This window comes from Burkholderia sp. MSh2, assembly GCF_000731655.1.
In the GTDB taxonomy this organism is placed as follows: Bacteria; Pseudomonadota; Gammaproteobacteria; order Burkholderiales; family Burkholderiaceae; genus Burkholderia; species Burkholderia paludis.
Genome location: NZ_JPGM01000027.1, coordinates 1 through 24,167, shown reverse-complemented (window position 1 = coordinate 24,167; position 24,167 = coordinate 1). Strand labels below are relative to the sequence as shown.

23 protein-coding genes are annotated in these 24,167 nt (G+C 68.4%); 11 read left to right on the top strand and 12 right to left on the bottom strand.

Going from position 1 to position 24,167, the window contains the following annotated elements; all coding sequences use genetic code 11:
* Positions 1-3: 3 nt before the first annotated feature.
* Complete coding sequence (locus GQ57_RS17840; protein WP_031398982.1) at positions 4-2,037, top strand: NADPH-dependent 2,4-dienoyl-CoA reductase; 2,034 nt, start codon at positions 4-6, stop codon at positions 2,035-2,037.
* A 179-nt stretch (positions 2,038-2,216) separates the two neighbouring features.
* On the opposite strand, the gene GQ57_RS17835 is transcribed toward GQ57_RS17840, so the two are convergent.
* A complete protein-coding gene (locus GQ57_RS17835) occupies positions 2,217-2,621 on the bottom strand; it encodes a DUF2471 family protein (protein ID WP_031398981.1) in 405 nt (134 codons plus the stop codon).
* 140 nt (positions 2,622-2,761) lie between these two features.
* Positions 2,762-3,655 carry a LysR family transcriptional regulator gene (locus GQ57_RS17830; RefSeq protein ID WP_031398980.1) on the bottom strand — a complete coding sequence of 298 codons (894 nt, stop codon included), beginning with the start codon at positions 3,653-3,655 and terminating at the stop codon, positions 2,762-2,764.
* 86 nt (positions 3,656-3,741) lie between these two features.
* On the opposite strand from GQ57_RS17830, the gene GQ57_RS17825 reads away from it, so the two are divergent.
* Entirely contained in the window at positions 3,742-4,521 is a 780-nt protein-coding gene (locus GQ57_RS17825; RefSeq protein WP_034198578.1) for an NAD(P)H-dependent oxidoreductase, read from the top strand.
* 140 nt (positions 4,522-4,661) lie between these two features.
* On the opposite strand, the gene catC is transcribed toward GQ57_RS17825, so the two are convergent.
* Positions 4,662-4,952 (bottom strand): muconolactone Delta-isomerase, encoded by a 291-nt coding sequence (gene catC, locus GQ57_RS17820; protein ID WP_031398978.1) that lies wholly within the window; start codon positions 4,950-4,952, stop codon positions 4,662-4,664.
* A gap of 339 nt (positions 4,953-5,291) precedes the next feature.
* Here catC and GQ57_RS43390 point away from each other — a divergent pair, with 339 nt between their 5' ends.
* Together GQ57_RS43390 and GQ57_RS17805 are read left to right on the top strand one after the other, a co-directional pair.
* Positions 5,292-5,855, top strand: coding sequence for a hypothetical protein (locus GQ57_RS43390; RefSeq protein ID WP_174923266.1), 564 nt, complete (start codon positions 5,292-5,294; stop codon positions 5,853-5,855).
* Between the two features lies 1 nt (position 5,856).
* Complete coding sequence (locus GQ57_RS17805) at positions 5,857-6,747, top strand: LysR family transcriptional regulator (protein WP_031398975.1); 891 nt, start codon at positions 5,857-5,859, stop codon at positions 6,745-6,747.
* A 144-nt stretch (positions 6,748-6,891) separates the two neighbouring features.
* On the opposite strand, the gene andR is transcribed toward GQ57_RS17805, so the two are convergent.
* Positions 6,892-7,851 (bottom strand): anthranilate 1,2-dioxygenase regulatory protein AndR, encoded by a 960-nt coding sequence (andR, locus tag GQ57_RS17800; protein WP_031398974.1) that lies wholly within the window; start codon positions 7,849-7,851, stop codon positions 6,892-6,894.
* 212 nt (positions 7,852-8,063) lie between these two features.
* Between andR and andAc the strand changes: the two genes are divergently transcribed.
* Genes andAc through andAa form a run of 4 tightly spaced genes read left to right on the top strand, consistent with a single transcriptional unit; the run spans position 8,064 to position 11,383 of the window.
* Positions 8,064-9,335, top strand: coding sequence for an anthranilate 1,2-dioxygenase large subunit AndAc (andAc, locus tag GQ57_RS17795; RefSeq protein WP_031398973.1), 1,272 nt, complete (start codon positions 8,064-8,066; stop codon positions 9,333-9,335).
* A 14-nt stretch (positions 9,336-9,349) separates the two neighbouring features.
* Positions 9,350-9,826, top strand: a complete 477-nt coding sequence (gene andAd, locus GQ57_RS17790) for an anthranilate 1,2-dioxygenase small subunit AndAd (RefSeq protein ID WP_006490977.1) — start codon at positions 9,350-9,352, stop codon at positions 9,824-9,826.
* Positions 9,827-9,846: 20 nt separating this feature from the next.
* Positions 9,847-10,173, top strand: coding sequence for an anthranilate 1,2-dioxygenase ferredoxin subunit AndAb (gene andAb, locus GQ57_RS17785; RefSeq protein ID WP_031398972.1), 327 nt, complete (start codon positions 9,847-9,849; stop codon positions 10,171-10,173).
* Entirely contained in the window at positions 10,163-11,383 is a 1,221-nt protein-coding gene (gene andAa, locus GQ57_RS17780) for an anthranilate 1,2-dioxygenase system ferredoxin--NAD(+) reductase (protein ID WP_034198575.1), read from the top strand. Before andAb ends, andAa begins: the two co-directional genes overlap by 11 nt.
* A gap of 63 nt (positions 11,384-11,446) precedes the next feature.
* On the opposite strand, the gene GQ57_RS17775 is transcribed toward andAa, so the two are convergent.
* From GQ57_RS17775 to GQ57_RS17750, 6 genes are all read right to left on the bottom strand, one after another.
* Complete coding sequence (locus tag GQ57_RS17775; protein WP_031398970.1) at positions 11,447-12,406, bottom strand: DUF1177 domain-containing protein; 960 nt, start codon at positions 12,404-12,406, stop codon at positions 11,447-11,449.
* Between the two features lie 79 nt (positions 12,407-12,485).
* Complete coding sequence (locus GQ57_RS17770; protein ID WP_034198574.1) at positions 12,486-13,631, bottom strand: porin; 1,146 nt, start codon at positions 13,629-13,631, stop codon at positions 12,486-12,488.
* A gap of 58 nt (positions 13,632-13,689) precedes the next feature.
* A complete protein-coding gene (gene pepE / locus GQ57_RS17765; protein ID WP_034198573.1) occupies positions 13,690-14,445 on the bottom strand; it encodes a dipeptidase PepE in 756 nt (251 codons plus the stop codon).
* A 32-nt stretch (positions 14,446-14,477) separates the two neighbouring features.
* Positions 14,478-15,662 (bottom strand): aminotransferase class V-fold PLP-dependent enzyme, encoded by a 1,185-nt coding sequence (locus GQ57_RS17760; RefSeq protein WP_034198572.1) that lies wholly within the window; start codon positions 15,660-15,662, stop codon positions 14,478-14,480.
* 24 nt (positions 15,663-15,686) lie between these two features.
* Positions 15,687-17,306: an OPT/YSL family transporter gene (locus GQ57_RS17755; RefSeq protein WP_031398966.1), complete on the bottom strand. Its 1,620-nt coding sequence runs from the start codon at positions 17,304-17,306 to the stop codon at positions 15,687-15,689.
* Positions 17,307-17,360: 54 nt separating this feature from the next.
* Positions 17,361-18,101 (bottom strand): IclR family transcriptional regulator, encoded by a 741-nt coding sequence (locus tag GQ57_RS17750; RefSeq protein ID WP_031398965.1) that lies wholly within the window; start codon positions 18,099-18,101, stop codon positions 17,361-17,363.
* A gap of 328 nt (positions 18,102-18,429) precedes the next feature.
* On the opposite strand from GQ57_RS17750, the gene GQ57_RS17745 reads away from it, so the two are divergent.
* The gene (locus tag GQ57_RS17745) at positions 18,430-19,716 is read left to right on the top strand and encodes a DUF445 domain-containing protein (RefSeq protein WP_034198571.1); all 1,287 of its coding nucleotides are present in this window, start codon (positions 18,430-18,432) and stop codon (positions 19,714-19,716) included.
* 63 nt (positions 19,717-19,779) lie between these two features.
* Here GQ57_RS17745 and GQ57_RS17740 read toward each other — a convergent pair whose 3' ends face one another.
* Positions 19,780-20,079, bottom strand: coding sequence for an addiction module antidote protein (locus tag GQ57_RS17740; RefSeq protein WP_021157290.1), 300 nt, complete (start codon positions 20,077-20,079; stop codon positions 19,780-19,782).
* Between the two features lie 3 nt (positions 20,080-20,082).
* The gene (locus GQ57_RS17735) at positions 20,083-20,400 is read right to left on the bottom strand and encodes a type II toxin-antitoxin system RelE/ParE family toxin (RefSeq protein ID WP_034198570.1); all 318 of its coding nucleotides are present in this window, start codon (positions 20,398-20,400) and stop codon (positions 20,083-20,085) included.
* Between the two features lie 383 nt (positions 20,401-20,783).
* Between GQ57_RS17735 and GQ57_RS17730 the strand changes: the two genes are divergently transcribed.
* On the top strand, positions 20,784-22,424 hold the full coding sequence (locus GQ57_RS17730; RefSeq protein WP_031398962.1) for an acetolactate synthase large subunit: 1,641 nt from the start codon (positions 20,784-20,786) through the stop codon (positions 22,422-22,424).
* 29 nt (positions 22,425-22,453) lie between these two features.
* Complete coding sequence (locus GQ57_RS17725) at positions 22,454-23,887, top strand: aldehyde dehydrogenase family protein (protein WP_034198569.1); 1,434 nt, start codon at positions 22,454-22,456, stop codon at positions 23,885-23,887.
* The last annotated feature ends 280 nt before the right edge of the window (positions 23,888-24,167 follow it).

Sequence of the window (24,167 nt, the reverse complement as noted above, 5' to 3'; positions counted from 1 at the left end):
ATCATGACAACACCCTTTCCCCACCTGCTCGCTCCGCTCGATCTCGGCTTCACGACGCTGAAGAATCGCGTGCTGATGGGCTCGATGCATACGGGCCTCGAGGACAGCCGCAAGACGCTGCCGCGGCTCGCCGCCTATTTCGCCGAGCGCGCGCGCGGCGGCGTCGGCCTGATCGTGACGGGCGGTTTCGCGCCGAACGTGGCTGGCTGGACCAAGCCGTTCGGCGGCACGCTGATGACGTCGGGCGCCGCGCGGCGGCATCGCGAGATCACGGACGCCGTGCATGCCGAGGACGGCAAGATCGCGCTGCAGATCCTGCATACGGGCCGCTACGGCTATCACCCGTTCGCGGTCGCGCCGTCGAAGATCAAGTCGCCGATCTCGCCGTTCGCGCCGCACGAGCTGAGCGCGCGCGGCGTCGAGCGGCAGATCCGCGCGTTCGTCCGCTGCGCGACGCTCGCGCGCGAAGCCGGTTACGACGGCGTCGAGATCATGGGCTCCGAGGGCTACCTGATCAACCAGTTCATCTCGATGCACACGAACAAGCGGACCGACCAGTGGGGCGGCGCGTACGAGAACCGCATCCGCTTGCCGATCGAGATCGTCGAGCGCACCCGCGAGGCGGTCGGCCGCGATTTCATCCTGATCTACCGGCTGTCGATGCTCGACCTGATTCCGGACGGCAGCGACTGGAGCGAAACCGTGCAGCTCGCGAAGGCCGTCGAGCGCGCGGGCGCCACTCTCATCAACACCGGGATCGGCTGGCACGAGGCGCGCGTGCCGACGATCGCGACGTCGGTGCCGCGCGGCGCGTTCGCGTGGGTGACGAAGAAGATGAAGGGCGAGGTCGGCATTCCGCTCGTGACGACCAACCGGATCAACCGGCCGGAAGTGGCCGAGCAGATCCTCGCGGACGGCTGCGCGGACATGGTGTCGATGGCGCGTCCGCTGCTCGCGGATGCCGAATTCGTGGTCAAGGCCGCGCAGGGCCGCGCCGACGAGATCAACACCTGCATCGGCTGCAACCAGGCGTGCCTCGATCACGCGTTCAAGAACCGGATCGCGTCGTGCCTGCTGAATCCGCGCGCGTGCCACGAGACGGAGCTGGAATACACGCCCGCGGCGCAGCCGAAGCGTATCGCGGTGGTCGGCGCGGGGCCGGCCGGGCTCGCGTGCTCGACCGTGCTCGCCCTGCGCGGCCATCGGGTCGACCTGTTCGACGGCGCGGCCGAGATCGGCGGCCAGTTCAACCTGGCGAAGCGGATTCCGGGCAAGGAGGAGTTTCATGAAGCGCTGAGCTACTTCGGCCGGCAGATCGCGCTGACCGGCGTGAATCTGCACCTGAACCGCCGGGTCGACGCGAGCGACCTGATCGCGGGCGGCTACGACGAGATCGTGCTCGCGACCGGCGTCTCGCCGCGCGACCCGAAGATTCCGGGGCAGGACGGGCCGAACGTGCTCAGCTACATCGACGTGCTCGCGGGCAGGCAGCCGGTCGGCCGGCGCGTCGCGGTGGTCGGCGCGGGCGGGATCGGCTTCGACGTCGCCGAATATCTGGTGCAGGACGGCGAGTCGCCCGCGCTCGACCTGGACGCGTGGAAGGCCGAGTGGGGCGTGACCGACCCGGCCGCGACGCGTGGCGGCGTGACGCGCGCGCAGGTCGCCGCGCCCGCGCGCGAAGTGACGCTGCTGCAGCGCAAGGCCGCGCCGCTCGGCAAGGGGCTCGGCAAGACGACCGGCTGGATTCACCGCGCGACGCTGAAGATGAAGCAGGTGACGATGATCGGCGGCGTGAACTACGAACGGATCGACGAACGCGGGCTGCACGTGTCGTACGGCGAGCAGCGCACCGATCACGCGCTGATCGAAGCCGACACGATCGTGCTCTGCACCGGGCAGGAGCCGCAGCGCGCGCTGCTTGCGCCGCTGCAGGCGGCCGGGCGCCCGGTGCACCTGATCGGCGGCGCGGAACTGGCCGCCGAACTCGACGCGAAACGCGCGATCGACCAGGGCTCGCGGCTGGCGGCACGGCTGTAGCGCGCGGCCCCCGGCAGGTTCGTTCCGGCGTTCGTCGCGCGGCGCTGGCTTGCCCGCGCGACGGCGCGCAGTGTGCGATCCGGCGCGCCGGCCCGCTCGCACGGGAGCGCGGCGACGGGCATGGGCACGGGCCGCACGAGCCTGCTACGCGGCGGCGCGCCGCGAGCGGCCGGCGCGGCTCAGCCCGCTTCGGCGCGCTCTTCCTCTTCCGCATCGAGCATCGCCTTGACGATCAGGTAGACGGCCGGCAGGTCGTCGTCGTCGCGACGCCAGTCCACCGGCTCCTCGGTGTCCGAGGCGACCAGCCGGCTGTCGCGCAGCCGGATGAATGCGTCGACGACGGTCGGATCGTTGCGGTTCAGGAAGCCGGCATTCGAGAAGGCCAGCTCTTCGACGTTCAGCAGCGCCTGCCAGCTCATCGTGCGGACGGCGGCGGGGTGGGTGCGGCGCCGCAGGCCGAGCGCCCGCTGCGCGGGGCCGCCGACGACACGCTGCAGATCGACGACCGCCCGCTGCGCGGCGCGCTCGAAGTGGACGGGATTGAAGCCGGGTTGCTCGGGATCGAATGCGGATGACTGGAACATGGTCGCCTCACTAAAGACCGTCTCGGGATGACGGAATTCGGGTCAAATGACGCAGAAACACTGTAAATATATACAGTGATCGGCGGACTTTCAAGCCCCTGGCGACAGCAGATGTCAGCCGCCCCCCGCGGCCGGGCGGATCAGACCGATGCCGAGATCGTTTCCCGCAACCAGCGGTGCGCCGGATCGCGATGCACGCGTTCGTGCCACAGCATCGACATTTCGTAGCCGGGCACGTCGACCGGCGCTTCCACCACGCGCAGTGCGGGCACGTCGCGCACCAGCCGCTCGGGCAGCATCGCGACGAGGTCGGTGCTGGCGACGGCCGACATCACGAACAGGAAATGCGGCACCGACAGCACGACGCGCCGCGTCGCACCGACCTGCGCGAGCGCGTCGTCCGTCACGCCGAAGAAGCCGCCGCCGTCGGGCGACACGATCACGTGTTCGAGCGCGCCGAACTGCGCGAGCGTGGGGCGCCGCTTCAGCTTCGGATGACCGGCGCGCCCGACGAGCACGTAGCGCTCGACGAACAGCGGCCGGCGCCGCATGCCGGGCGGCGACCCCTCGGTCGTGTGGAACGCGAGGTCGATGCCGTTTCGTTCGGCATCCTGTTCGATGCGCGGCGGCACGAGCTCGACGACGGCGAGCCGCGTACCCGGTGCGGCCGACCGCAGCGCGTTCAGCGCGGGCAGCACGATCGTCGATTCGCCGTAATCGGTTGCGGCTACCCGCCACGTGTTCGTCGCGGTGGCGGGATCGAACGGCGTGGCGGGGATCACCGCGCGCCCGATGGCTTCGATGGCGTCCCGCAACGGCTCGCGCAGCGCTTCCGCGCGTGCGGTCGGCCGCATCCCGCGCGGCCCCGGCAGCAGCAGCGGATCGCCGAACACGTCGCGCAGTTTCTGCAGCTGCACGCTGACCGACGGCTGCGACATCCCCAGTTTTTCGGCGGCGCGCGTGACGTTGTGCTCGGCGAGCAGCACGTCCAGCGTGACGAGCAGGTTCAGGTCGAGTCGCCTGAGATTGTTCATGGCTATACCTGGCATATCGGGAATTCATTTCAAATATACCGGTGGAAGCGGCATCCTGCAGTCATTCAATCGACGGAGTACCGAACATGAATGTGCTGATCGTTTATGCCCATCCCGAGCCGCGTTCGTTGAACGGCGCGTTGCGCGACTTCGCGGTCGCGCATCTCGGGGCGGCCGGCCATGCGGTGCAGGTGACCGACCTGTATGCGATGAACTGGAAGCCCGTGCTCGACGGGCGCGATGCGACCGATCGCGCGCCCGGCGCGCGTTTCGATCCGTCGCTCGATTCGCGGCGCGCGTTCGCGGCCGGCACGCAAAGCGCCGACATCGTGCGCGAGCAGGACAAGCTGAAGTGGGCCGACGCGGTGATCCTGCAGTTCCCGCTGTGGTGGTTCTCGATGCCGGCGATCATGAAGGGCTGGTTCGAGCGCGTGTATGCGTACGGCTTCGCGTACGGCGTAGGCGAGCATTCCGACACGCGCTGGGGCAATCGGTACGGCGAAGGGGCGCTGGCCGGCAAGCGCGCGATGGTGGTCGTCACGGCCGGCGGGTGGGAGTCGCATTACAGCGCGCGCGGCATCAACGGGCCGATCGACGACGTGCTGTTCCCGATTCAGCACGGGATGCTGTATTACCCGGGTTTCGACGTGCTGCCGCCGTTCGTGATCTACCGGACGGGGAAGATGGACGACGCGCGCTTCGGCGAGACGCGCGCGGCGCTCGGCCGGCGTCTCGACACGCTGTGGACCGCGCAGCCGATTCCGTTCCGGCGGCAGAACGCGGGCGACTACGAGATTCCGGCGCTGACGCTGAAGGACGGGATCGCGCCGGGCGAGGTCGGGTTTGCCGCGCATCGGGTCGCGTGACGGGTGTCGGGTATTCCGACGCGGGGCGACGCGGGCCGGCCCGGTCGAAATGAACGCGACGCGGGCAGCCTGCGTGACATCGCCGGCCGCCCGTGTCGTGCCTCTTGAGGCCGCGCGCGACGGCCGCGATTCACGCCGGTTCAGCGATCGTCTTCCCGCACCGACGACGGATGCCGGCACAGCGCCCGCACGTCGAGTTCCATGTACGGGAAGAGCGGCAACTGGCTCAGCAGGTCATGCAGTTGCTGCACGCTCTCGACGTCGAAAACGCTGACGTTCGCATAGCGCCCGGCGATCCGCCACAGATGCCGCCAGATCCCTTCGTTCATCAGCCGCTGGCACATCGCCTTTTCTTCCGCCTTCAGCGTCGCGGCCTTGACCGGGTCCATGTCCGTCGGCAGACGGACGGTCATTTCCACATGAAACAGCATCCTGCGCTCCTTGTGTTGTCGATGCGCCGAACGGTCGGGCCGCCCGGGCCGGCGTAACTTCGTTTCGCGGTGCGTCGCGCGGTTCCTCGTGCGGAAGGCAATCGAAGCCGATCGGTGCGAACGGTCCGTCGACGTCGTACGGCTTGCCTTTCGCCGCCTCGGTTTGCGTGACCGCCGGGATCGGCCTTTCGCGCGTCGCGCATGGGCGGCCGTGTCGCGGATGCGCGTCGCCTTCGATGTCGATCCACATCGTCAGCTTACGACAACCGTTCGCCGAAACGAAGCCGTGAGCATGCGCCTGACAATGGCCGGGGCGACGGGGCCGATTGGGGGCATGCTGTGGAAGCGGAAGCGGAAGCGGAAGCGGAAGCGGAAGCGGAAGCGGAAGCGGAAGCGGAAGCGGAAGCGGAAGCGGAAGCAGAAGCAGAAGCAGAAGCAGAAGCAGAAGCAGAAGCAGAAGCAGCCTTCGGCATCGGAGCGGATCGTGCTGCGCGGATCGAAGGCGGGCGGCGACAGGGCGAAGGCCCCACCGTTGCCGGTCAGGTTCGCATGCCGCACGGCACTTTCCCGCGTTCACAGGTGGTGCGCCCTCCCGGCCGGGCACCCGGCATCGCGATCCCGTTCGACCGTGAACGCGTCGACGGTCCCGGACGCTCCCCCGCCGACGCCTTCGATACCGTCCGTGCATCGAATCCGGGCCGGCCCGACGGGCCGTCAATGCCTCGCCGCGACCGGCAATTCGCGGGGCCCGACCGTCGGCGCGTCGACGCGTCGCGCCTCGATACGCCCGATGGCGGCGGCGGTTGCTATCATGCGATTCTTCCTGCTGGCGCGCATGGCACGCAATCCCGCCGCGCGTCGTCCAGCCCGCTGTCCGACGACACCCATACCTTCGAGGCATGAAATGGAATTGCGTCAGCTCCGCTACTTCATCGCCGTCGCCGAGGAGATGAACATCACGCGGGCGGCCGAGCGGCTGCACATGACGCAGCCGCCGCTGAGCCGCCAGCTCCAGGCGATCGAGGACGAGATCGGCCTGCCGCTGTTCGAGCGCGGCGCGCGGCCGCTGAAGCTGACCGATGCCGGGCGCGTGTTCTATGCGCAGGCGAAACGTCTCGTCGATCAGGCCGACGAGCTCGGGCCGCTGACGCGGCGGCTCGCGCAACTGTCGGAGCGGATCGTGATCGGCTTCGTCCCGTCGACGCTGTACGGCGCGCTGCCGGACGTGATCCGCGCGTTTCGCGAGGCGCAGCCCGGCGTCGAGCTGTCGCTGATCGAAATGTTCACGCTCGAGCAGCTCGGCGCGCTGAAGGGCGGACGGATCGACGTGGGGTTCGGCCGTCTGCGGTTCGACGACGACCAACTGGTGCGCGAGGCGCTGATCGAGGAAAAGCTGATCGCGGCGCTGCCGGTCGGGCATCCGCTCGCCGATCCGGCCCGGCCGCTGACGCTCGCGGACATCGCGAACGAGACGCTGATCGTCTACCCGAGCACGCCGCGCCCGAGCTTTGCCGATCAGCAGCTCTCCGCGCTGCGCGACGGCGCGCTGGTGCCGGCGGCCGTTCACGAGGTGCGCGAGCTGCAGACGGCGCTCGGGCTCGTGGCCGCGCAGGTCGGCGTGTCGCTGGTGCCGGAGAGCGTGGAGGGCGTGCGCGTGAAGGGCGTCGTCTACCGGCGGTTGCCGGAGCCGGCCGCGACGTCGCCGATCATCATGAGCCGCCGGCTGCACGGCGAAAACGCCGCCACCGCCGCGTTCTGCGCGATTGCCCGGGAGATGATCGCGCCGCCGGCGTAACGGATGTCGCAGGCGCCAGATCGCAACTAACGGTCTATTTGGAATACGCCCGCGGATGCGGGGAGGCCTCGCCGCGTCGTCCCGATCGATGCGGTGCGTTGCCGGCCGTGCAAACCGGCGGCGCGTGCGCCGGCGCAGCGGCTGTCAGCGCTTCGCGTCGAGCGTTTCCGACGGCGATTCGCCGAACTTTTCCCGGTATGCGATCGCGAACCGTCCGAGGTGCGCAAACCCGCAATCGAGCGCGACATCGGCGATCCGCCGGTCGGGCGCCGCACCGCGCAGCAGCTCGCGCGCATGGTCGAGCCGCGTCGCGCGCAGGTACTGCATGGGGCTCATCCCGCGGAACTGGAGGAACGCATCGCGCAGCGTCCGTTCCGGCACGCCGGCGGCCTGGACGATATCGGCGAGCTGCAGCGGCTGCGCATAGTGCGCGTTCACGAATTCCTGCGCGCGCCGCACGAAGCCGGGGGCCGGGTCGCGGTGCGACGCCCGCAGCACGGACGGTGGATGGCCCTCGATCAGCAGGTCGATCAGCAGGTGCTCGAGCTGCGACGCGACGCGCGGGTTCGCGTTCGCGCGTTCGAGCAGCTCGGGCGAGCGTGCGACGAGCATCAGTTGCTGGCGCCACGCGGCGAGCGCGGCGTCGCTGACGTGCAGGACGGGATCGAGCGTCGCGCGCGGATCGCCGGTCAGCGAGCCGACGGTCGCCGCGTCGATGCGCAGCACGAACTGCTCGCAATCGGCGGACAGCACCGCGTCGAAGCGCTCGCCGGGCGCGCAGAGCACGCCGGTCTGGCCGTCGACGCCGAGCTGCCGCCCCATCGCGCGCACCTCGGCCTGGCCGGACAGGCAGAACATCAGCAGGTAATAGCCGTCGACCGCGTCGACCTGCACGCGCATCGCGTCGCCGAACGCGATCGTGCCGATCCCGAGCCCGCCGAGCCGGACGAAATCCATGTGCGCCGCGCCGCGCACGCGGCCGCCCGGCAGCAGCGCATGCGGCTGCATCACGCGCGAGATCCGCTCGCGCGTCTCGTCGAGATCGCGGGATTCGAACAGCCGGTGCGCGCGCAGCGCGAGCGGCTCGAACGACGTTGGGGACATGGGCCTCAGCCTTTGTATGGGCGACGCGCGCTTCGATCCGGACAATGGGTCGCGATCGTGCGCCGGTCGCGTGTGCCGTCATGCTAGCGCAGAAATCCGCCGAAAGTGGATATTGCGCCGCCGCAATCGCACTTTCCGGATAGACGGGAAATATTAGCTTTTCAAAAATCTGTTCCATGCATTCAACGCAACGGATCGACAAGGAGTCCGACATGGAGCAGACAGAATCGCCCGTCGTGTTCGCCACGCGCGACGACGCAGCCGACGTGACCTTTCCGCATGACGACGGCTCGCGCGTGCCGTACAAGGTGTTCAGCTCGCGCGCCGTCTACGATCGCGAGCAGGAGCGCATCTTTCGCGGGCCGACGTGGAACTTCGTCGCGCTCGAGGCGGAAATCCCGAACCCGGGCGACTTCAAGAGCACGTTCGTTGGCGATACGCCGGTCGTCGTCACGCGCGCCGAGGACGGCACGCTCGCCGCATGGGTGAACCGCTGCGCGCACCGCGGCGCGCAGGTGTGCCGCAAGTCGCGCGGCAACGCCAGCTCGCACACCTGCGTCTATCACCAGTGGAGCTTCGACAACCAGGGCAACCTGCTCGGCGTGCCGTTCCGGCGCGGCCAGAAGGGGATGACCGGGATGCCGGCCGACTTCGACCCGAAGCAGCACGGGCTGCGCAAGCTGCGCGTCGACTGCTATCGCGGGCTCGTGTTCGCGACCTTCAGCGACGACGTCATGCCGCTGCCCGACTATCTCGGCGAGCAGATGCGCCCGTGGATCGACCGGATCTTCCACAAGCCGGTGGAGTATCTCGGCTGCACGCGCCAGTACTCGAAGTCGAACTGGAAGCTGTACATGGAGAACGTGAAGGACCCGTATCACGCGAGCATGCTGCACCTGTTCCATACGACCTTCAACATCTTCCGCGTCGGCATGAAGGCGCGCTCGATCCCGGACGCGAACCACGGGCTGCACAGCATCATCACCGTGACGAAGACGGGCGACGATACGTCGGCGGCCTACAAGCAGCAGAACATCCGCTCGTTCGACGAGGGTTTCCATCTCGAGGACGAATCGATCCTCGATCTCGTGCCGGAATACGACGAGGACTGCACGAACCATATCCAGCCGATCTTCCCGCAGCTCGTGATCCAGCAGATCCACAACACGCTGGTCGCGCGGCAGATCCTGCCGAAAGGCCCCGACAACTTCGAACTGATCTTCCACTTCTTCGGCTACACGGACGATACGCCGGAGCTGCGCGCGCTGCGCATCAAGCAGGCGAACCTCGTCGGGCCGGCGGGCTACATCTCGATGGAGGACACCGAGGCGACCGAGCTCGTGCAGCGCGGCACGGTGCGCGACGGCGACGCGACGTCGGTGATCGAGATGTCGCGCGGCAATCCGGAGCAGCAGGACACGGTGATCACCGAAAGCCTGATCCGCAAGTTCTGGGTCGGCTACCAGAAGCTGATGGGCTATTGAGGCGGGAGCGCGAAATGACGGAAGACATGAAGACGTGGTTCGAGATTTACATGCTCCAGAACCGCTATATCGGACACCTCGACAACGACCGGCTCGAACACTGGCCGGAGATGTTCACCGAGGACTGCACGTACGAAATCGTGCCGAAGGAGAACGCGGATCTCGGGCTGCCGGTCGGGATCGTCCACTGCACGAACCAGCGGATGCTGCGCGACCGCGTGGTGTCGCTGCGGCACGCGAACATCTACGAAGAGCACACGTACCGGCACATGACGTCGGGCCTGACGATCGTCGCCGAACGCGACGGCGAGATCGATACCGAGAGCAACTACGTCGTCGTGCAGACGCGCAGCAACGGCGAATCGAACGTGTACCAGGCCGGCAAGTACTACGACACGGTCGTGCGTACGCCCGACGGGCTGCGTTACAAGACCAAGCGCGTGATCTACGACACGTCGCGCGTGCAGACGCTGCTCGCCACCCCGATCTGACCTGGAAGCAAGGAACCGACATGACCGAAGCAACGCTGGCCGAGTGGCATCCGCTCGGCGCTTTCGACGAATTCTCCGAAGACGAACCGGCGGCGCGCGTCGCCGGCCAGAAGCCGATCGCCGTGTTCCGGATCGGCGACGAACTGTTCGCGATGCACGACCTCTGCTCGCACGGCCATGCGCGGTTGTCCGAGGGCTATGTGGAGGACGGCTGCGTCGAATGCCCGCTGCACCAGGGGCTGATCGACATCCGCACCGGCGCGCCGAAATGCGCGCCGATCACCGAGCCGGTGCGGACCTATCCGCTGCGGATCGTCGACGGGCAGGTGGAAATCAATGTCGGCTGATCCGTTCGTGATCGTCGGCGCCGGCCATGCGGCACGGCGCACGGCCGAAGCGCTGCGCGAGCGCGATGCCGGGGCCCGGATCGTGATGGTCGGCGCGGAGCGCGAGCTGCCGTACGATCGGCCCGCGCTGTCGAAAGACGCGCTGCTGAGCGACGGCGGCGAGCAGCGTGCATTCGTGCGCGATGCGGGCTGGTACGACGCGCAGCGCATCGTGCTGCGGCTCGGCACGCGAGTCGACGCGATCGAGCGCGACGCGCGGCGCGTGCGGCTCGACGACGGCACGACGCTGCCTTATGCGCGGCTCGTGCTCGCGACGGGCTCGCGGGTGCGCCTGTTCGGCGGCGTGGTCGACGCGGGCGTCGAGCCGCACTACGTTCGCACGGTCGAGGATGCGCGGGCGTTGCGCGCGCAGCTGTTGCCGGGCCGCCGCGTGGCGGTGCTGGGCGGCGGTTTCATCGGGCTCGAGGTCGCGGCCGCGGCGCGCCAGCTCGGGTGCGACGTCACGGTGATCGACCCGGCTCCGCGCCTGCTGCAGCGCGCGTTGCCGGACGTCGTCGGCGCGTATGCGCATCGGCTGCACGAAGCGCGCGGCGTGGCCTTCCGGATGGCCACGCTGCCGCGCGCGATCCGTCGCGCGCCGGCGGGCGGCGCGATCGTCGAGACCGACCGCGGCGACGTGGCGGCCGATATCGTCGTGGTCGGCATCGGCGTGACGCCGAACGTCGAGCTTGCTCAGGCGGCGGGGCTCGAGGTCGACAACGGCATACGCGTCGACGCCGGCTGCCGGACGATCGATCCCGCGGTCTTCGCGGCGGGCGAGGTGACGATGCATTTCAATCCGCTGCTCGGGCGTCATGTGCGGATCGAATCGTGGCAGGTTGCCGAAAACCAGCCGGCCGTCGCGGCCGCGAACCTGCTCGGCGACGATGCGACCTATGCCGAGCTGCCGTGGCTGTGGTCCGATCAGTACGACTGCAACCTGCAGATGCTCGGGCTGTTCGGCAGCGAATGCACGACCGTCGTGCGCGGCGATCCGGCGAGCGGACCGTTCACGGTGTTCGGGCTGGGCGGCGACGGGAAGATCGTCGCGGTGGCCGCGGCGAACCTGGGGCGCGACATCGGCGCATCGCGCCGGCTGATCGCGGCAGGGGCCGTGCCCGATCCGGCGAAGCTCGCCGATCCCGCGGTCAATCTGAAGACCTTCCTGTAACGCGGGATGCGCCACACGGCCGGCGCGGCCGGCGGTGTGGCGCGCCGCGCCGGCATGGCGTCGTTACGCGGCGTTGCCGTACCCCTGGAACACGCTCAGGTCCGGATACGCGTTGCGGATCCTGCGCCATTCGTTCGCGTCGTAGAACTCGCATGCGCCGGCCGTGAAGCGCTTGGCGACTTCGACCGAGAAACGCACGGCTTCCGCGAGGTCGACCTCGTGGCTCGCGCTCGAATCGCTGCCGCCGACCACCGCGCGCGCGGTGATCGCGACGCCGACCACCGGCTTGTCGGTGCCGACGTGCGGCTGCATGATGCTGTTGAAGTGCGACAGCCCGTTGTCGTACGGCGTGATGTCCTGCAGCGAGATCGGGAACGTGACGGCCGGCATGCCGGTGGTCGATTCCATGATCGCGACGAGATCGGGCGCCATTCGCAGGATGTAGCCCTGCATCGCGGTCGGCGACAGCGCAAAGCCGCGCTGCTTGACGATCCGGTTGCCCTTCGACGCGTCGAGCGACAGGATCGCATCCATGTCGGGCGTCACTTCGTAGCGGTTCATCGTCGCCGACGAAACCGGCATGCCCATGAACGGCACGCCGTTGTTCTCGCTCATCGACACGTCGGTCGACAGGTGCGTCGTGACGATCACGTCGCCGGGCAGCACGTCGCCGTTCGCCTTCATCTGCGCGAGCTTCAGCGCGGCCGCGAGCGAGCCGATCGGGCCGTCCGCGTCCGACACCATCCCGAACTTCGCGGGCCGCGCGCCGATCGCGCCGTTGCGGCCGACGATGCCCAGCGTGCGCGCCTCGCCGCCGGCCGTCTTGCCGCGCGAGCCGGGGATCACGATCGTGAGGAAGTCGGTCGTCTTCGTCGGGTCCTCGGGCGGTTCGTTGTTGACCGTGGTGACGTCGATCGTCACGCCGTGCGCCGCATACGGCGCAAACAGGGCGGCGATGTGCTGCCCGTTGACGGTCGCGCCGTCGAGCGCGTCGAACATGACGAGGGTCTGTTTCAGTGCCATCGAATGCCTCTTGATTCAGGTTGCCGATGCGGCGGTGGTGCGCCGCGCCGCGGGCCGCATCGGCCGAATGCGCGGTGGGTCAGAAGAAGTGCCGCAAGCCGAGCAGCACGGAAAGCTGTTCGTTGCGGCCGTTGAGTGCGGCGCCGCCGGCGGCCGCCGCATTGGTCGTCGTATTGCCGAACAGGCCCGACCAGCCGCCGCGCGTCCATTCGTACGACGTCGCGACATACACGTCGGTGCGCTTGCTGAGGCTGTAGTCGGCGACGCCGTAGACGGTGCTGCGCGCGCCGTTGAAGCCGTCGGCGAGCGTACGGTCGTGCATCCCCGCGACGACGAAGTTCCACACGGGCGTTGCCCGCCAGCTCGCGCCGACGGTGAAGAAGTCGTCGCGGCGATGCGAGTCGAACACCGAGTTGATCGTGACGGCGGCGGTCGGCGAGCCGGACGTCATGCTCGTGATCGACGCGGTGTCCGTGCCCCCGTTCGACGAATCGAAGCCCGCGTCGCGATCGCTGTGCAGGTAGTTGGCGAACACGTTCACGCTGCCGATCGCCGCTTTCGCGCCGGCGAGGTAGATCCGCGCGCGGCGGCTTTGCGTGTCGCGCGTCTGCTGCGCATCGCCGATCAGCGTCACCGGGCCCGATTCGTACTTGAGCCCGAGCGACATCGACGAGCGCGCCCGCGTGTCGCCGGCGATCCCGCCGAACGCGTACTCGGCGATCACCTGCATCGGCCCGTATGCGCCGGTGTAGCTGACCGCGTTGTCGTAGCGCTGGCCGACCAGGTAGACCTGCCACGAGTTGGTTGGCGCGGCGCCCACGCCGAGCGGGTCGACGTAGTACAGCATCGTGTTGCCGGTGGTGTACTGCCGGCCGAGCGCGAGCTCGCCCCAGCGCTCGTGGCCGAGCTTCACGAACGCCTGGCGGCCGAACAGCTGGCCCTGCTGGTCGAGCTTGCCGTTGTTCGCCAGAAAGCCGTTTTCCAGCGTGAAACCGGCTTTCCAGCCGTCGCCGAGCGCTTCGTTGCCTTTCAGCCCGAAGCGGCTGCCGTACAGGAAGCCCTCGTTGCCCTGCTGCAGGCCGATCGTGCGATCGCCGGACGGGTCGGTGTGCGTCTGGTACCCGATCGCGACGTCGATGACGCCGTACAGCGTCACGGTGGACTGGGCATGGGCGATGCCCGTCGCGCCGGCCAGCAGCGCGAGCCCGGCAATTTGCTTCTTCATGAAAAGGTCTCCTAACCGATATGGAAATGTTTTTTTTTAAAGGGCTGTCCGGCGTTTTTTATTGCCGGAACGCGGGCCACGCATCGAGGCCGGCCGGGCCGGTGATCGATGCGAGCGGGAAGGTGGCGTTTTCCGCGAGCGTGCGCACGTCGGTCTTGCTCGCGAAATGCAGCGCGCCGCGCTCGCCGAGCACGGTGCCGGTCGTGCCGTCGGACAGCAGTGCCGAGCCTTCGGGCAGCGCGAACACCTGTTCGGGCGCGTTGATGTCGAGGAATTCGCCGAGGCGTTCCTCGCGGCTCTCGCCGTTGTGGCCGGCCGGCTTGCCGCTGATGAAGTGCGGGTTGATCTGGAACGGCACGAGGCCGAGCGCGCGCAGCGTGGGCGGCTGCACGATCGGCATGTCGTTGGTCGTGCGGATCGTCGGGCAGGCGACGTTGCTGCCCGCGCTCCAGCCGATGTACGGCACGCCGGCCTGCACGCGCGCACGGATCGCGTCGACGAGGTCCGCGTCGTACAGACGCTTGAGCAGCGCGAACGTGTTGCCGCCGCCGATCGCGATCGCGTCGGCGTGCTCGATCGTCTTGCGCGGGTCGGCGCTGCGATGCAGCGATTCGAGCGCGTAGCCGAGCTTCTCGAACACCGGCTTCACGAGGCCTTCGTAGGTGTCGAAGCTGAACGACACGCCGGCGTACGGCACGAAGACGATCTTGCGCGCCTCGTGGCGGAACAGCGCGTGAATCTGTTCGGTCGCGTGCTCGAGATAGCCGAGCGCGTCCTTGCGGGAACTGCTCATCAGCAGGAAACGTGAGTTCATGATGGCTCCTGGGTCGGTCGTAGGGAAGGGGATCAGCGGGCCGCCGCGCGGATCAGCGCGGCGACGCGGTCGATTTCGTCGCGGGTGTTGAAGTAGTGCAGCGACACGCGCGCCATCGTCGACACGCCGTAGCGCGCGAGGATCGCGTCGGCCATGAAGTTGCCGGCCTCGATGATGCAGTGCTGCGCCTCGAGCGCCGCGACGATCGTCGCGGGATCGACGCCGCGCAGGTTGAACGGCACGATGCCGATGCGGCGCGCCGCATCGCGCGGGCCGTAGAGTTCGAAGCCGGGCAGCGTTGCGAAGCGCTCGACCGCATACGCGGTCAGCTCGCGCACGCGTGCCTCGATTTGCGCGACGCCGATGCGCTGCGCATAGTCAAGCGCGGCGCCGAGGCCGAGAATCGCCGGCACGATCGGGCAGCCGGCTTCGAAGCGCTTCGCGCCGGCGACGAACGACAGCGCGCCGGTCGTCCGGTCGCACGCACCGTTCCACCAGCCGGCGAGCACCGGTTCGAGCGCATCGATCCGCTCGCGCCGCACATAGAGGAAACCGGAACCTTCCGTCGCGCGCAGCGCCTTGCGGCCGCAGCCCGCGAGGAAATCGCAGTCGAGCGCGCGCACGTCGGTCGCGACCATCCCGATGCTCTGCGATGCATTGACGAGCGACAGCACGCCGTTCGCGCGGGCCATCGCGCACAGCGCGGCGGCGTCCTGCAGCGCGCCCGACGAGTTCGGCACGTGCGAGAACGTGAGCAGGCGCGTGCGCGGCGTGACGGCCCGCGCGAACGCGTCGGGCGCCAGCAGCCCTTCGTCGTTCGCGGCAATCATCTTCACGACGATCCCGTGCGTGGCTTCGAGCCGCTTCCATGGCAGCAGGTTGCTGAGCATTTCGGTATCCGCGACGAGCACTTCGTCGCCCGGCTGCCAGCGCAGCCCCTGCGCGACGAGCGAGATCGCCTCGGTCGCGTTCTTCGTGAACGCGATCTCGTCGGCCTGCGCGCCGAGAAAGGCGGCGAGCTGCGTGCGCACGGCGTCGACGCGCGCATAGGTGGCCTTGCGGAACGCGGGCAGGTAGATGCCGACGCGGCCGGTGTCGCGCAGATAGTCGTTGACGGTGTCGAGCACGGGCTCGGGCGGCAGCGATGCGGCGGCCGTGTCGAGGTAGATCGTCGAGGCGGTCAGCGGCGTATCGGCGCGGATTGCGGTGATGTCCATCAGGGGTCCTGTCGGTGAAACGGATTACTTGAGCTTGATGAGCGAGCGCGTGAAGCTGAAGAGTGCGTCGCCCGCGATCACGCCACCCGCGAACGCGCTCATCTCGGCGATGTCGCGTTCGCCGCGCGTGCGCAGCAGGATGAAGCGGATCGCGAGGCCGGTCAGCACGGCGAAGCCCGCGAGCGGCGAGGTGAGCAGCATGCCGGTCGACAGCAGCACGCCGAGCTGGCGCCTTGCACCGCCCAGCCACTGCAGCAGCGCGCCGGGCACGGCCCAGATCGCGAGGTCGCGCGCGATGTCCCACGACGAGCCGGCCTTGATCGACGCCGCGTAGACGCGATCGACCGGCGGCAGCATGTCGCGGCTGAAGAAGCCGTGGTGAAACAGCACGACCACGATGCCGGCGACGGCGAAGCCGAGCGTCGCCGCGAGGAACTGCTGGCGGCGGCCGGCCATTTCGAGCGCCGGGTCCCGGCCCGACCCGCGCAGCAGGAAGCCGGTCTTCAGGTCGTAGCCCATGTCGGCGAAGGCCGGCCCCGTCGCGGCCGAGAAGCCGACCAGCACCGCGAGCGCGGGCGCAGGGAAGCCGATCAGGATGCCGATCGTCAGCGTGATCAGCGCGACGGCGAAGGCCGGGAACCAGCCCGAATGCATCGCGGCGATGCCGACGATCAGCTCGTGGATGTACGCCGAGAACGCCGCGTACAGCACGAACACGATCAGCATGCCGGTCGACATCTCCGAGAAGCCGCCGGTGCAGCCCACGATCACGAGCGCGATCAGCATGTAGACGACATAGCCGAGGCCGAGGATGCGGCCCGCGCGCTGCGGCGACACGTCGCCCGTGCCGGCTTCGTCGACCGGCGCGCGGCGTGCGCGGCGGATCTCGGTCGACACCTGCAGCATGGCGACGATGCCCGCGCCGATCATCACGCCGTGCGGGATGTACGCTTTCGCGATATCGACGCCGGTCAGCGCGACCGAGTAGCCACGGATCAGCAGCCCGAGGCCGAACATGGTCAGCGCCGCCAGGTTGCCGAGGAACGCCGCGCCGAACGCGGACATCGGAATGCCGATCCACGCGCCGGCCACGCCAACCGCGACGCCGATGCCGAGGAACGCGGCCTTGCGGCCGCCGCGGTCGCCGGCCCAGATCGCTTCGGCGGTCGCGACGCCCGACGGCCAGCTGCCCGTGGCCGGGAAGATCCGGCTGCCGAACAGCAGGTAGAGCATGGTGCCGTCGACGAGCATCGCGGCGAGCGCGCCGATCAGCATCGGCGTCGCCAGCTCGGGCATGCCCATCGCGTACGGCACGCCGATCGGGATCATCAGCGAGTTCGCCGCGCCGAACGTGGCCGACGAAATGGCCGTCTGCACGAGGTTCTGGCGTTCGAGCACGCGGAAGCGCCGAGCGAGTTCGTGCGGGATGCGCGAGAACACGATCGCGATCAGCGCGCCGATGATAGACGTGTTCGCCGAGATGCCGAGCGACACGATCAGCTGCATGCCGATGATCGCGCCGAGCACGGACAGCACGACCGACACGATCAGCAGCACGGGTTCGGCGAACCGGACGCGCGGGGCGCCGGACGGGGTGGCGGGCGCGGCCGGCTCTCCGGCCGGCGCGTCTTGCTGGGCGTTCATGGGTTTCTCCTCCTGATGCCTGATGTCTGTCGTTTTTTGGGGGGCGGTATGGGCTCAGCGCATCAGGCTGAGCACGCCCTCGATCTTGCGGCGCGCGTCGTTCAGCGCGTCGAGCAGGCGCGGCACGGCCGATTCGTCGAGGCGCTGCATCGGCCCGGAGATCGCGAGCGATCCGGCGACCGAGCGGCTGCCCTTCGCGGTGAGCGGCACCGCGAGGCCCGCGACGCCGGTGGCGGCTTCTTCGCGCGTATAGGCCCAGCCGCTCTCGCGGATCACCTCGAGGCGCGCCTCGACGGCCGCGCGATCGACGGTCTGGCCGGCCCGCGTCGCGCGGGCGAAGACTTCGTCGCGCACCGGATCGGGCTGGAACGCGAGGATCGCCTTGCCGTGCGCGCCCGCATGCAGCGCGAAGCGCTGGCCTTCCTCGATCGAGAAACGCAACTGCTGGTCGCCGTGCGCGATGTCGAGGCACAGCCCTTCGTAGCCGTCGAGCAACGACAGGAACACGGTCTCGCCGCTTTGCTGCGCGAGCCGATGCAGCGCGGGTTCGACGATTTGCGACGGCGACAGCGAGCGCCGCACGATCTCGCCCATCTCGAACCAGCGCAGGCCGAGCGCATAGCGGCCCGCGTCGTCCTGCACGAGGTAGCCCTCGGCCGCGAACGTCGCGAGCACGCGATGGACGATCGCGTGATGCACGCCGCTCTCCTTCGCGAGTTCGCGGACGCCCCATACGGCCTGGCGGGCGGTGAAGTACTGCATCAGTTGCAGTGCGCTGCTGAGTGTCTTGAGCATGATGTTCGTCTCTATATGAGAGACAGTGTCTCGAAATGTGAATACAGTCTGAGCGGACGCAACGACGTCGTGCTATCCGGGTAAACACGACATTGAGAGACAGCCCGGCTGGCGGGGCCGAGCGGGCGATGCGCGGCGCCGGAGGGCTGTCGCGAAGGGGCGTGGCCGGTGCCGCGCCGAATGAAACGCGTGTACGAAAAGCGGGGCGGAAATGGCCCCGACGGTCCGGCCGATGCCTCGGCGGCCGGCCGTTAATCAGGGTCGGCCATTTGTCGGCGGGCGCCGACTCGGTGCATATTGGCGGCATCCTTCGCCCGACCGGTTGCCCATGACGCCAGACAAAGCCCTCGAACTGAAACGAAGCAAGCGCCGCGCACTGTGGCTGCTGCTGGCCGCCGTCGCGGTGTTCGTCACGACGATCCTGCTGCCGCGCGGCCCGTGGGTCGACGGTTTCAAGGCCGTGGCCGAGGCCGCGATGGTCGGCGCGCTGGCCGACTGGTTCGCGGTCGTCGCGCTGTTCCGTCGCGTGCCGATTCCGTTCGTGTCACGCCATACCGAGATCATTCCGAAGAACAAGGACAAGATCGCCGACAACCTCGCGGTGTTCGTGCGCGAGAAGTTCCTCGGGCCCGACGCGCTCGCCGCGCAGATCCGCCAGCACGATCCCGCGCGGAAGCTCGGCGCGTGGCTCGGCGAGCCGGCGAACACCGACGCGCTCGGCGGCTACGTGACGAAGCTGATGAGCTTCGCGCTCGACATGACCGACGATGCGCGCATCCAGTCGTTCGTCCACGACGCGTTCCGCGCGGGGCTCGACCGGGTCGACCTGTCGCAATCGGCCGGCGCGATTCTCGACACGCTGACGAAGGACGGGCGCCACCAGGTGCTGCTCGACGATGCGATCGAACAGGTGGTCGACGTGCTCGACAAGGAGGAGAACCGCGAGGTGATCGCGGGTTTCATCGTCGAATGGCTGAAAACGCAATACCCGAAGATCGAGAAGATCATGCCGACGCAATGGTTCGGCGAGAACGGCGCGCGGATGCTCGCCAGCGCGGTGAGCCGCGTGCTGGAAGGCGTAGCGGCCGACCCCGAGCACGAGCTGCGGCAACGTTTCGACCGGACGGTCGCGCGGCTGACCGAGCGGCTGAAGCACGACCCCGCGTTCATCGCGAAGGGCGAGGAGATCAGGCGCTATATCCGTGACGGCGATGCGTTCAACGGCTACGTGCGCGACCTGTGGGACCAGCTGCGCGGGTGGCTGAAGGCGGACCTCGCGCGCCCCGATTCGACGTTGCACCGGCAGGCCGCGACGCTCGGCGGCTGGCTGGGCGCGCGGCTCGCGGAAAGCCCGGCGCTGCGCGCGTCGCTGAACGAGCATGTGGAGAAGGCCGTGCACGAGATGGCGCCGGATTTTGCCGATTTCCTGATGCGCCACATTCGCGACACGGTGCGCAACTGGGACGCGCGCGAGATGTCGCGGCAGATCGAACTGAACATCGGCAAGGACCTGCAGTACATCCGCATCAACGGCACGCTGGTCGGCGGGCTGATCGGGCTCGGGTTGTATCTGGTGTCGCTGGTGCCGCGCTGGGCGGCCGGGTGGCTGCACTGAGGCGGCCGCGGGCAGCGCGATCGCGGAGCGGATGCGATGCCGCGCGCCGGCGCGTCATGCGCGTTACGCGTGCGCCTTCGCGCCGTGCAGTTGCAGGCCGAGCGCCTTGATGACCTTCAGGATCGTGCCGAAGCTCGGGTTGCCGTCGTGCGACAGCGCCTTGTACAGCCCTTCGCGCGACAGGCCCGCGTCGCGCGCGACTTGCGACATGCCGCGTGCGCGTGCGATCACGCCGAGCGCGTGCGCGATGAAGGCCGGATCGTCGCCGGCTTCCTGCAGGCACGCTTCGAAATAATCGGCCATGTCGTCTTCGGTCTTCAGGTGGTCGGCCGAATCCCACGGCCGGGTGCTGATCTTGTCCATCGATTACTCCATGTCGAGATGCGCAAGCATCGCGTGCGCGGCCCGGATGTCGGCCTGTTGCGTCGATTTATCGCCGCCGCAGAGCAGGATGACCCAGATCGTTCCGCGCCGCACGTAATAGACGCGGTAGCCGGGGCCGTGGTCGATCCGCATTTCGACGACCGGCGAGCCGGCGGATTTCCAGTCGCCCGGATTGCCCATCGACAGGCGGTCGATGCGTGCCTGGATGCGGCGCTTCGCGATGCGGTCCGGCAGCGCGGCGAACCATGCGTCGAACACGCAGGTGGTTCGGATGCTGAGGGTTGGAGCACTGTATGTCATCGATAGCGGTGTGTCAACCATGGTTCACATATCCGGGTGGTGTGCATGGCCTTCACCATAAGGCCGCGCGCGTCGTTTGTCGGCGCAATGGCCGTCTGGCCGATGGGCGCGCCGCGCGCGAATCAGGCAACCTGCGGACGTCGGAATTTTTCGAATCCGTCTACAATCAAAAACGTCCTTGCCGCCCGTGCGCACCCGCCGCGCGCGGGCGGGTCCGTTCGTCCTCCGGCATCCGGAGGGCACCGCCGTGCACGTTGTGTCGCGCGGCGGGCAGTGCCGTGGTCTGTGTCCAGTAGGTAAGCGTCCGCGCGCCGTAGGCCGGCGCGCGTCATGTACGCCACGTGTCCGTATGCCGGGCAGGCGGCATCAACCGAGAGTCCCCCATGAAAGCATCGGATCTGTTCGTGAAGGCGCTGGAAGCCGAAGGCGTCGAGTACGTGTTCGGCATTCCCGGCGAAGAAAACCTCGATCTGCTCGAATCGCTGCGGCGCTCGAAGATCAAGCTCGTGCTGACCCGGCACGAGCAGGCGGCCGGGTTCATGGCCGCCACCTACGGCCGCCTGACGGGGCGCACCGGCGTGTGTCTCGCGACGCTCGGCCCCGGCGCGACGAACTTCGTGACGGCCGCCGCGTACGCGCAGCTCGGCGGCATGCCGATGCTGATGATCACCGGCCAGAAGCCGATCAAGTCCAGCAAGCAGGGCCACTTCCAGATCGTCGACGTGGTCGGCATGATGCAGCCGCTCACGAAGTTCACGCGGCAGATCGTGTCGATCGGCAACATCCCGTCGGCCGTGCGCGAGGCGTTCCGCCGCGCGGAGGAAGAGCGCCCGGGCGCCGCGCACCTCGAGCTGCCGGAAGACATCGCGCACGAGGAGGGCGACGGCCAGCCGATCCCGCGCAGCTACAGCCGGCGGCCGGTGGCCGAGGAGAAGGCGGTCGCGCACGCGGTCGCCGCGATCCAGGCCGCGCGCCATCCGCTGCTGATGATCGGCGCGGGCGGCAACCGCAAGACCACCCGCAAGATCCTCGGCGAATTCGTCGACAAGACGGGCATCCCGTTCTTCACGACGCAGATGGGCAAGGGCGTGATCGACGAGACGCACCCGCTGTGGCTCGGCAACGCGACGCTGTCCGACGGCGATTTCGTGCACCGCGCGATCGAACACGCGGACTGCATCATCAACGTCGGCCACGACGTGATCGAGAAGCCGCCGTTCTTCATGCGCGCGGACGACAAGACCGTGATCCACGTGAACTTCCTCGGCGCGCAGGTCGATCCCGTGTATTTTCCGCAGATCGAGGTGGTCGGCGACATCGCGAACGCGGTGTGGCAGATGAAGGAGGCGGTCGTCCCGCAGCCGCACTGGGATTTCGCGCGCTTCGCGATGATCAAGGAGCATTTCGACGCGCATCTGGAGAAGGGCCAGCACGATCCGCGCTTCCCGATGTACCCGGTGCGCATCGTCAACGACCTGTACAACGCGCTGCCGGTCGACGGGATCGTCTGTCTCGACAACGGCATGTACAAGATCTGGTTCGCGCGCTACTGGCGCGCGCACGAGCCGAACTCGCTGCTGCTCGACAACGCGCTCGCGTCGATGGGCGCGGGCGTGCCGTCGGCGATCGCGACGAAGATCGTGCATCCGCAGCGCAAGGTGATCGCCGTGTGCGGCGACGGCGGCTTCATGATGAATTCCCAGGAGCTCGAAACGGCCGTCCGGCTGAAGCTCGACATCGTCGTGATGATCCTGCGCGACGATGCGTTCGGGATGATTCGCTGGAAGCAGGAGAACATGAACTTCCCCGATTTCGCGATGACGCTGCAGAACCCCGATTTCGTGTCGTATGCGCAAAGCTACGGCGCACACGGGCACCGCGTCGAGGCGGCCGACGATCTCGAGCCGCTGCTGCGCGAGTGCCTGTCGTCGCCGGGCGTGCACGTGATCGACGTGCCGATCGACTATTCGGACAACGAACGCGTGCTGAACCGCGAGATCAAGCGCCTGTCGGCGCAGCTCTGAAGCCCCCGCTCACCGGAAGGAGCCGTTCCATGCTGAAGGAAACCTATCCGTACTACCTCGCCAACGAGGCCGTGTACGCGAACACCGATCTGGACGTGACGGACAAGTTCAGCGGCCAGGTCGCGACACGGGTCGCGCTGGCCGATGCCAGGGCGATCGACGCGGCGATCGGCGCGGCGGTCGACGCCGCGAAACCGATGCGCGAGCTGCCCGCGTACCGGCGGCAGGCGGTGCTCGACCATTGCGTCGCGCGCTTTCGCGAGCGCTTCGACGAGCTGGCCGAGGCGCTGTGCATCGAGGCCGGCAAGCCGATCAACGATTCGAAGGGCGAAGTGACGCGGCTGATCGACACGTTCCGCGTGGCCTCCGAGGAATCGGTGCGCATCGACGGCGAGATCGTCAACCTCGAGATCTCCGCGCGTGCGCAGGGCTATACGGGCTACACGAAGCGCGTGCCGATCGGTCCGTGCTCGTTCATCTCGCCGTTCAACTTCCCGCTGAACCTCGCCGCGCACAAGGTCGCGCCGGCGCTCGCGGCCGGCTGCCCGTTCGTGCTGAAGCCCGCGAGCCGCACGCCGATCGGCGCGCTGATCATCGGCGAGGTGCTCGCGGAAACCGACCTGCCGAAGGGCGCGTTTTCGGTGCTGCCCGCGCATCGCGACGGCGCCGACCTGTTCACGACCGACGAGCGGTTCAAGCTGCTGTCGTTCACGGGGTCGCCCGCGGTCGGCTGGGCGCTGAAGGAGAAGGCCGGCAAGAAGAAAGTCGTGCTGGAACTCGGCGGCAATGCGGCCGCGATCGTCGATGCCGATCAGCGCGACCGGCTCGACTACGTGGTCGAGCGTCTCGCATTCGGCGCGTACTACCAGTCCGGCCAGAGCTGCATCGGCGTGCAGCGGATCCTCGTGCATGCCGATCTCTACGACGCGCTGCGCGAGAAGCTGGTCGCGAAGACGCGTTCGCTGAAGATGGGCGATCCGAAGGACCCGGCAACCTTCGTCGGCCCGATGATCTCCGAAGGCGAGTCGCGCCGGCTGTCCGGCTGGATGGATGCGGCCGTCGCGGCGGGCGCGAGGATCGTCGCGGGCGGCAAGGTCGACGGCGCGATGTTCGAGGCGACGCTGCTGGAGAACGTCGGGCGCGAGCAGGACCTGTACCGGAAGGAGGCGTTCGGCCCGGTCGCGATCCTCGAGAAGTTCGAGCGGTTCGACGATGCGCTCGCGCGCGTGAACGACAGCGACTTCGGGTTGCAGGCGGGCGTGTTTACCGATTCGCTCACGCATGCGCAGCGTGCGTGGGACGAGCTGGAGGTCGGCGGCGTCGTGATCAACGACGTGCCGTCGTTCCGCGTCGACAACATGCCGTACGGCGGCGTGAAGGATTCGGGCCTCGGCCGCGAAGGGATCCGCTACGCGATCGAGGACATGACCGAATTGCGGCTGATGGTCGTGCGGCGCCGGTAGCGCACGGGCAGGCAGCGCGGTGCCGCGACGGCACGCGGGCGGGCGATGGCGCCGGCCCGCGTGCCGTTTTTCATGGCGGCGTATGGATCGGGCCGGTGCCGTCCGCCACATGCCGCCCGCCACATGCCACATGCCACATGCCACATGCCACATGCCACATGCCACATGCCACATGCCGCATGCCGCATGCCGCATGTCGCATGCCGAGTCCCGAGTCCCGAGTCCCGAGTCCCGAGTCCCGAGTCCCGAGTCCCGAGTCCCGAGTCCCGAGTCCCGAGTC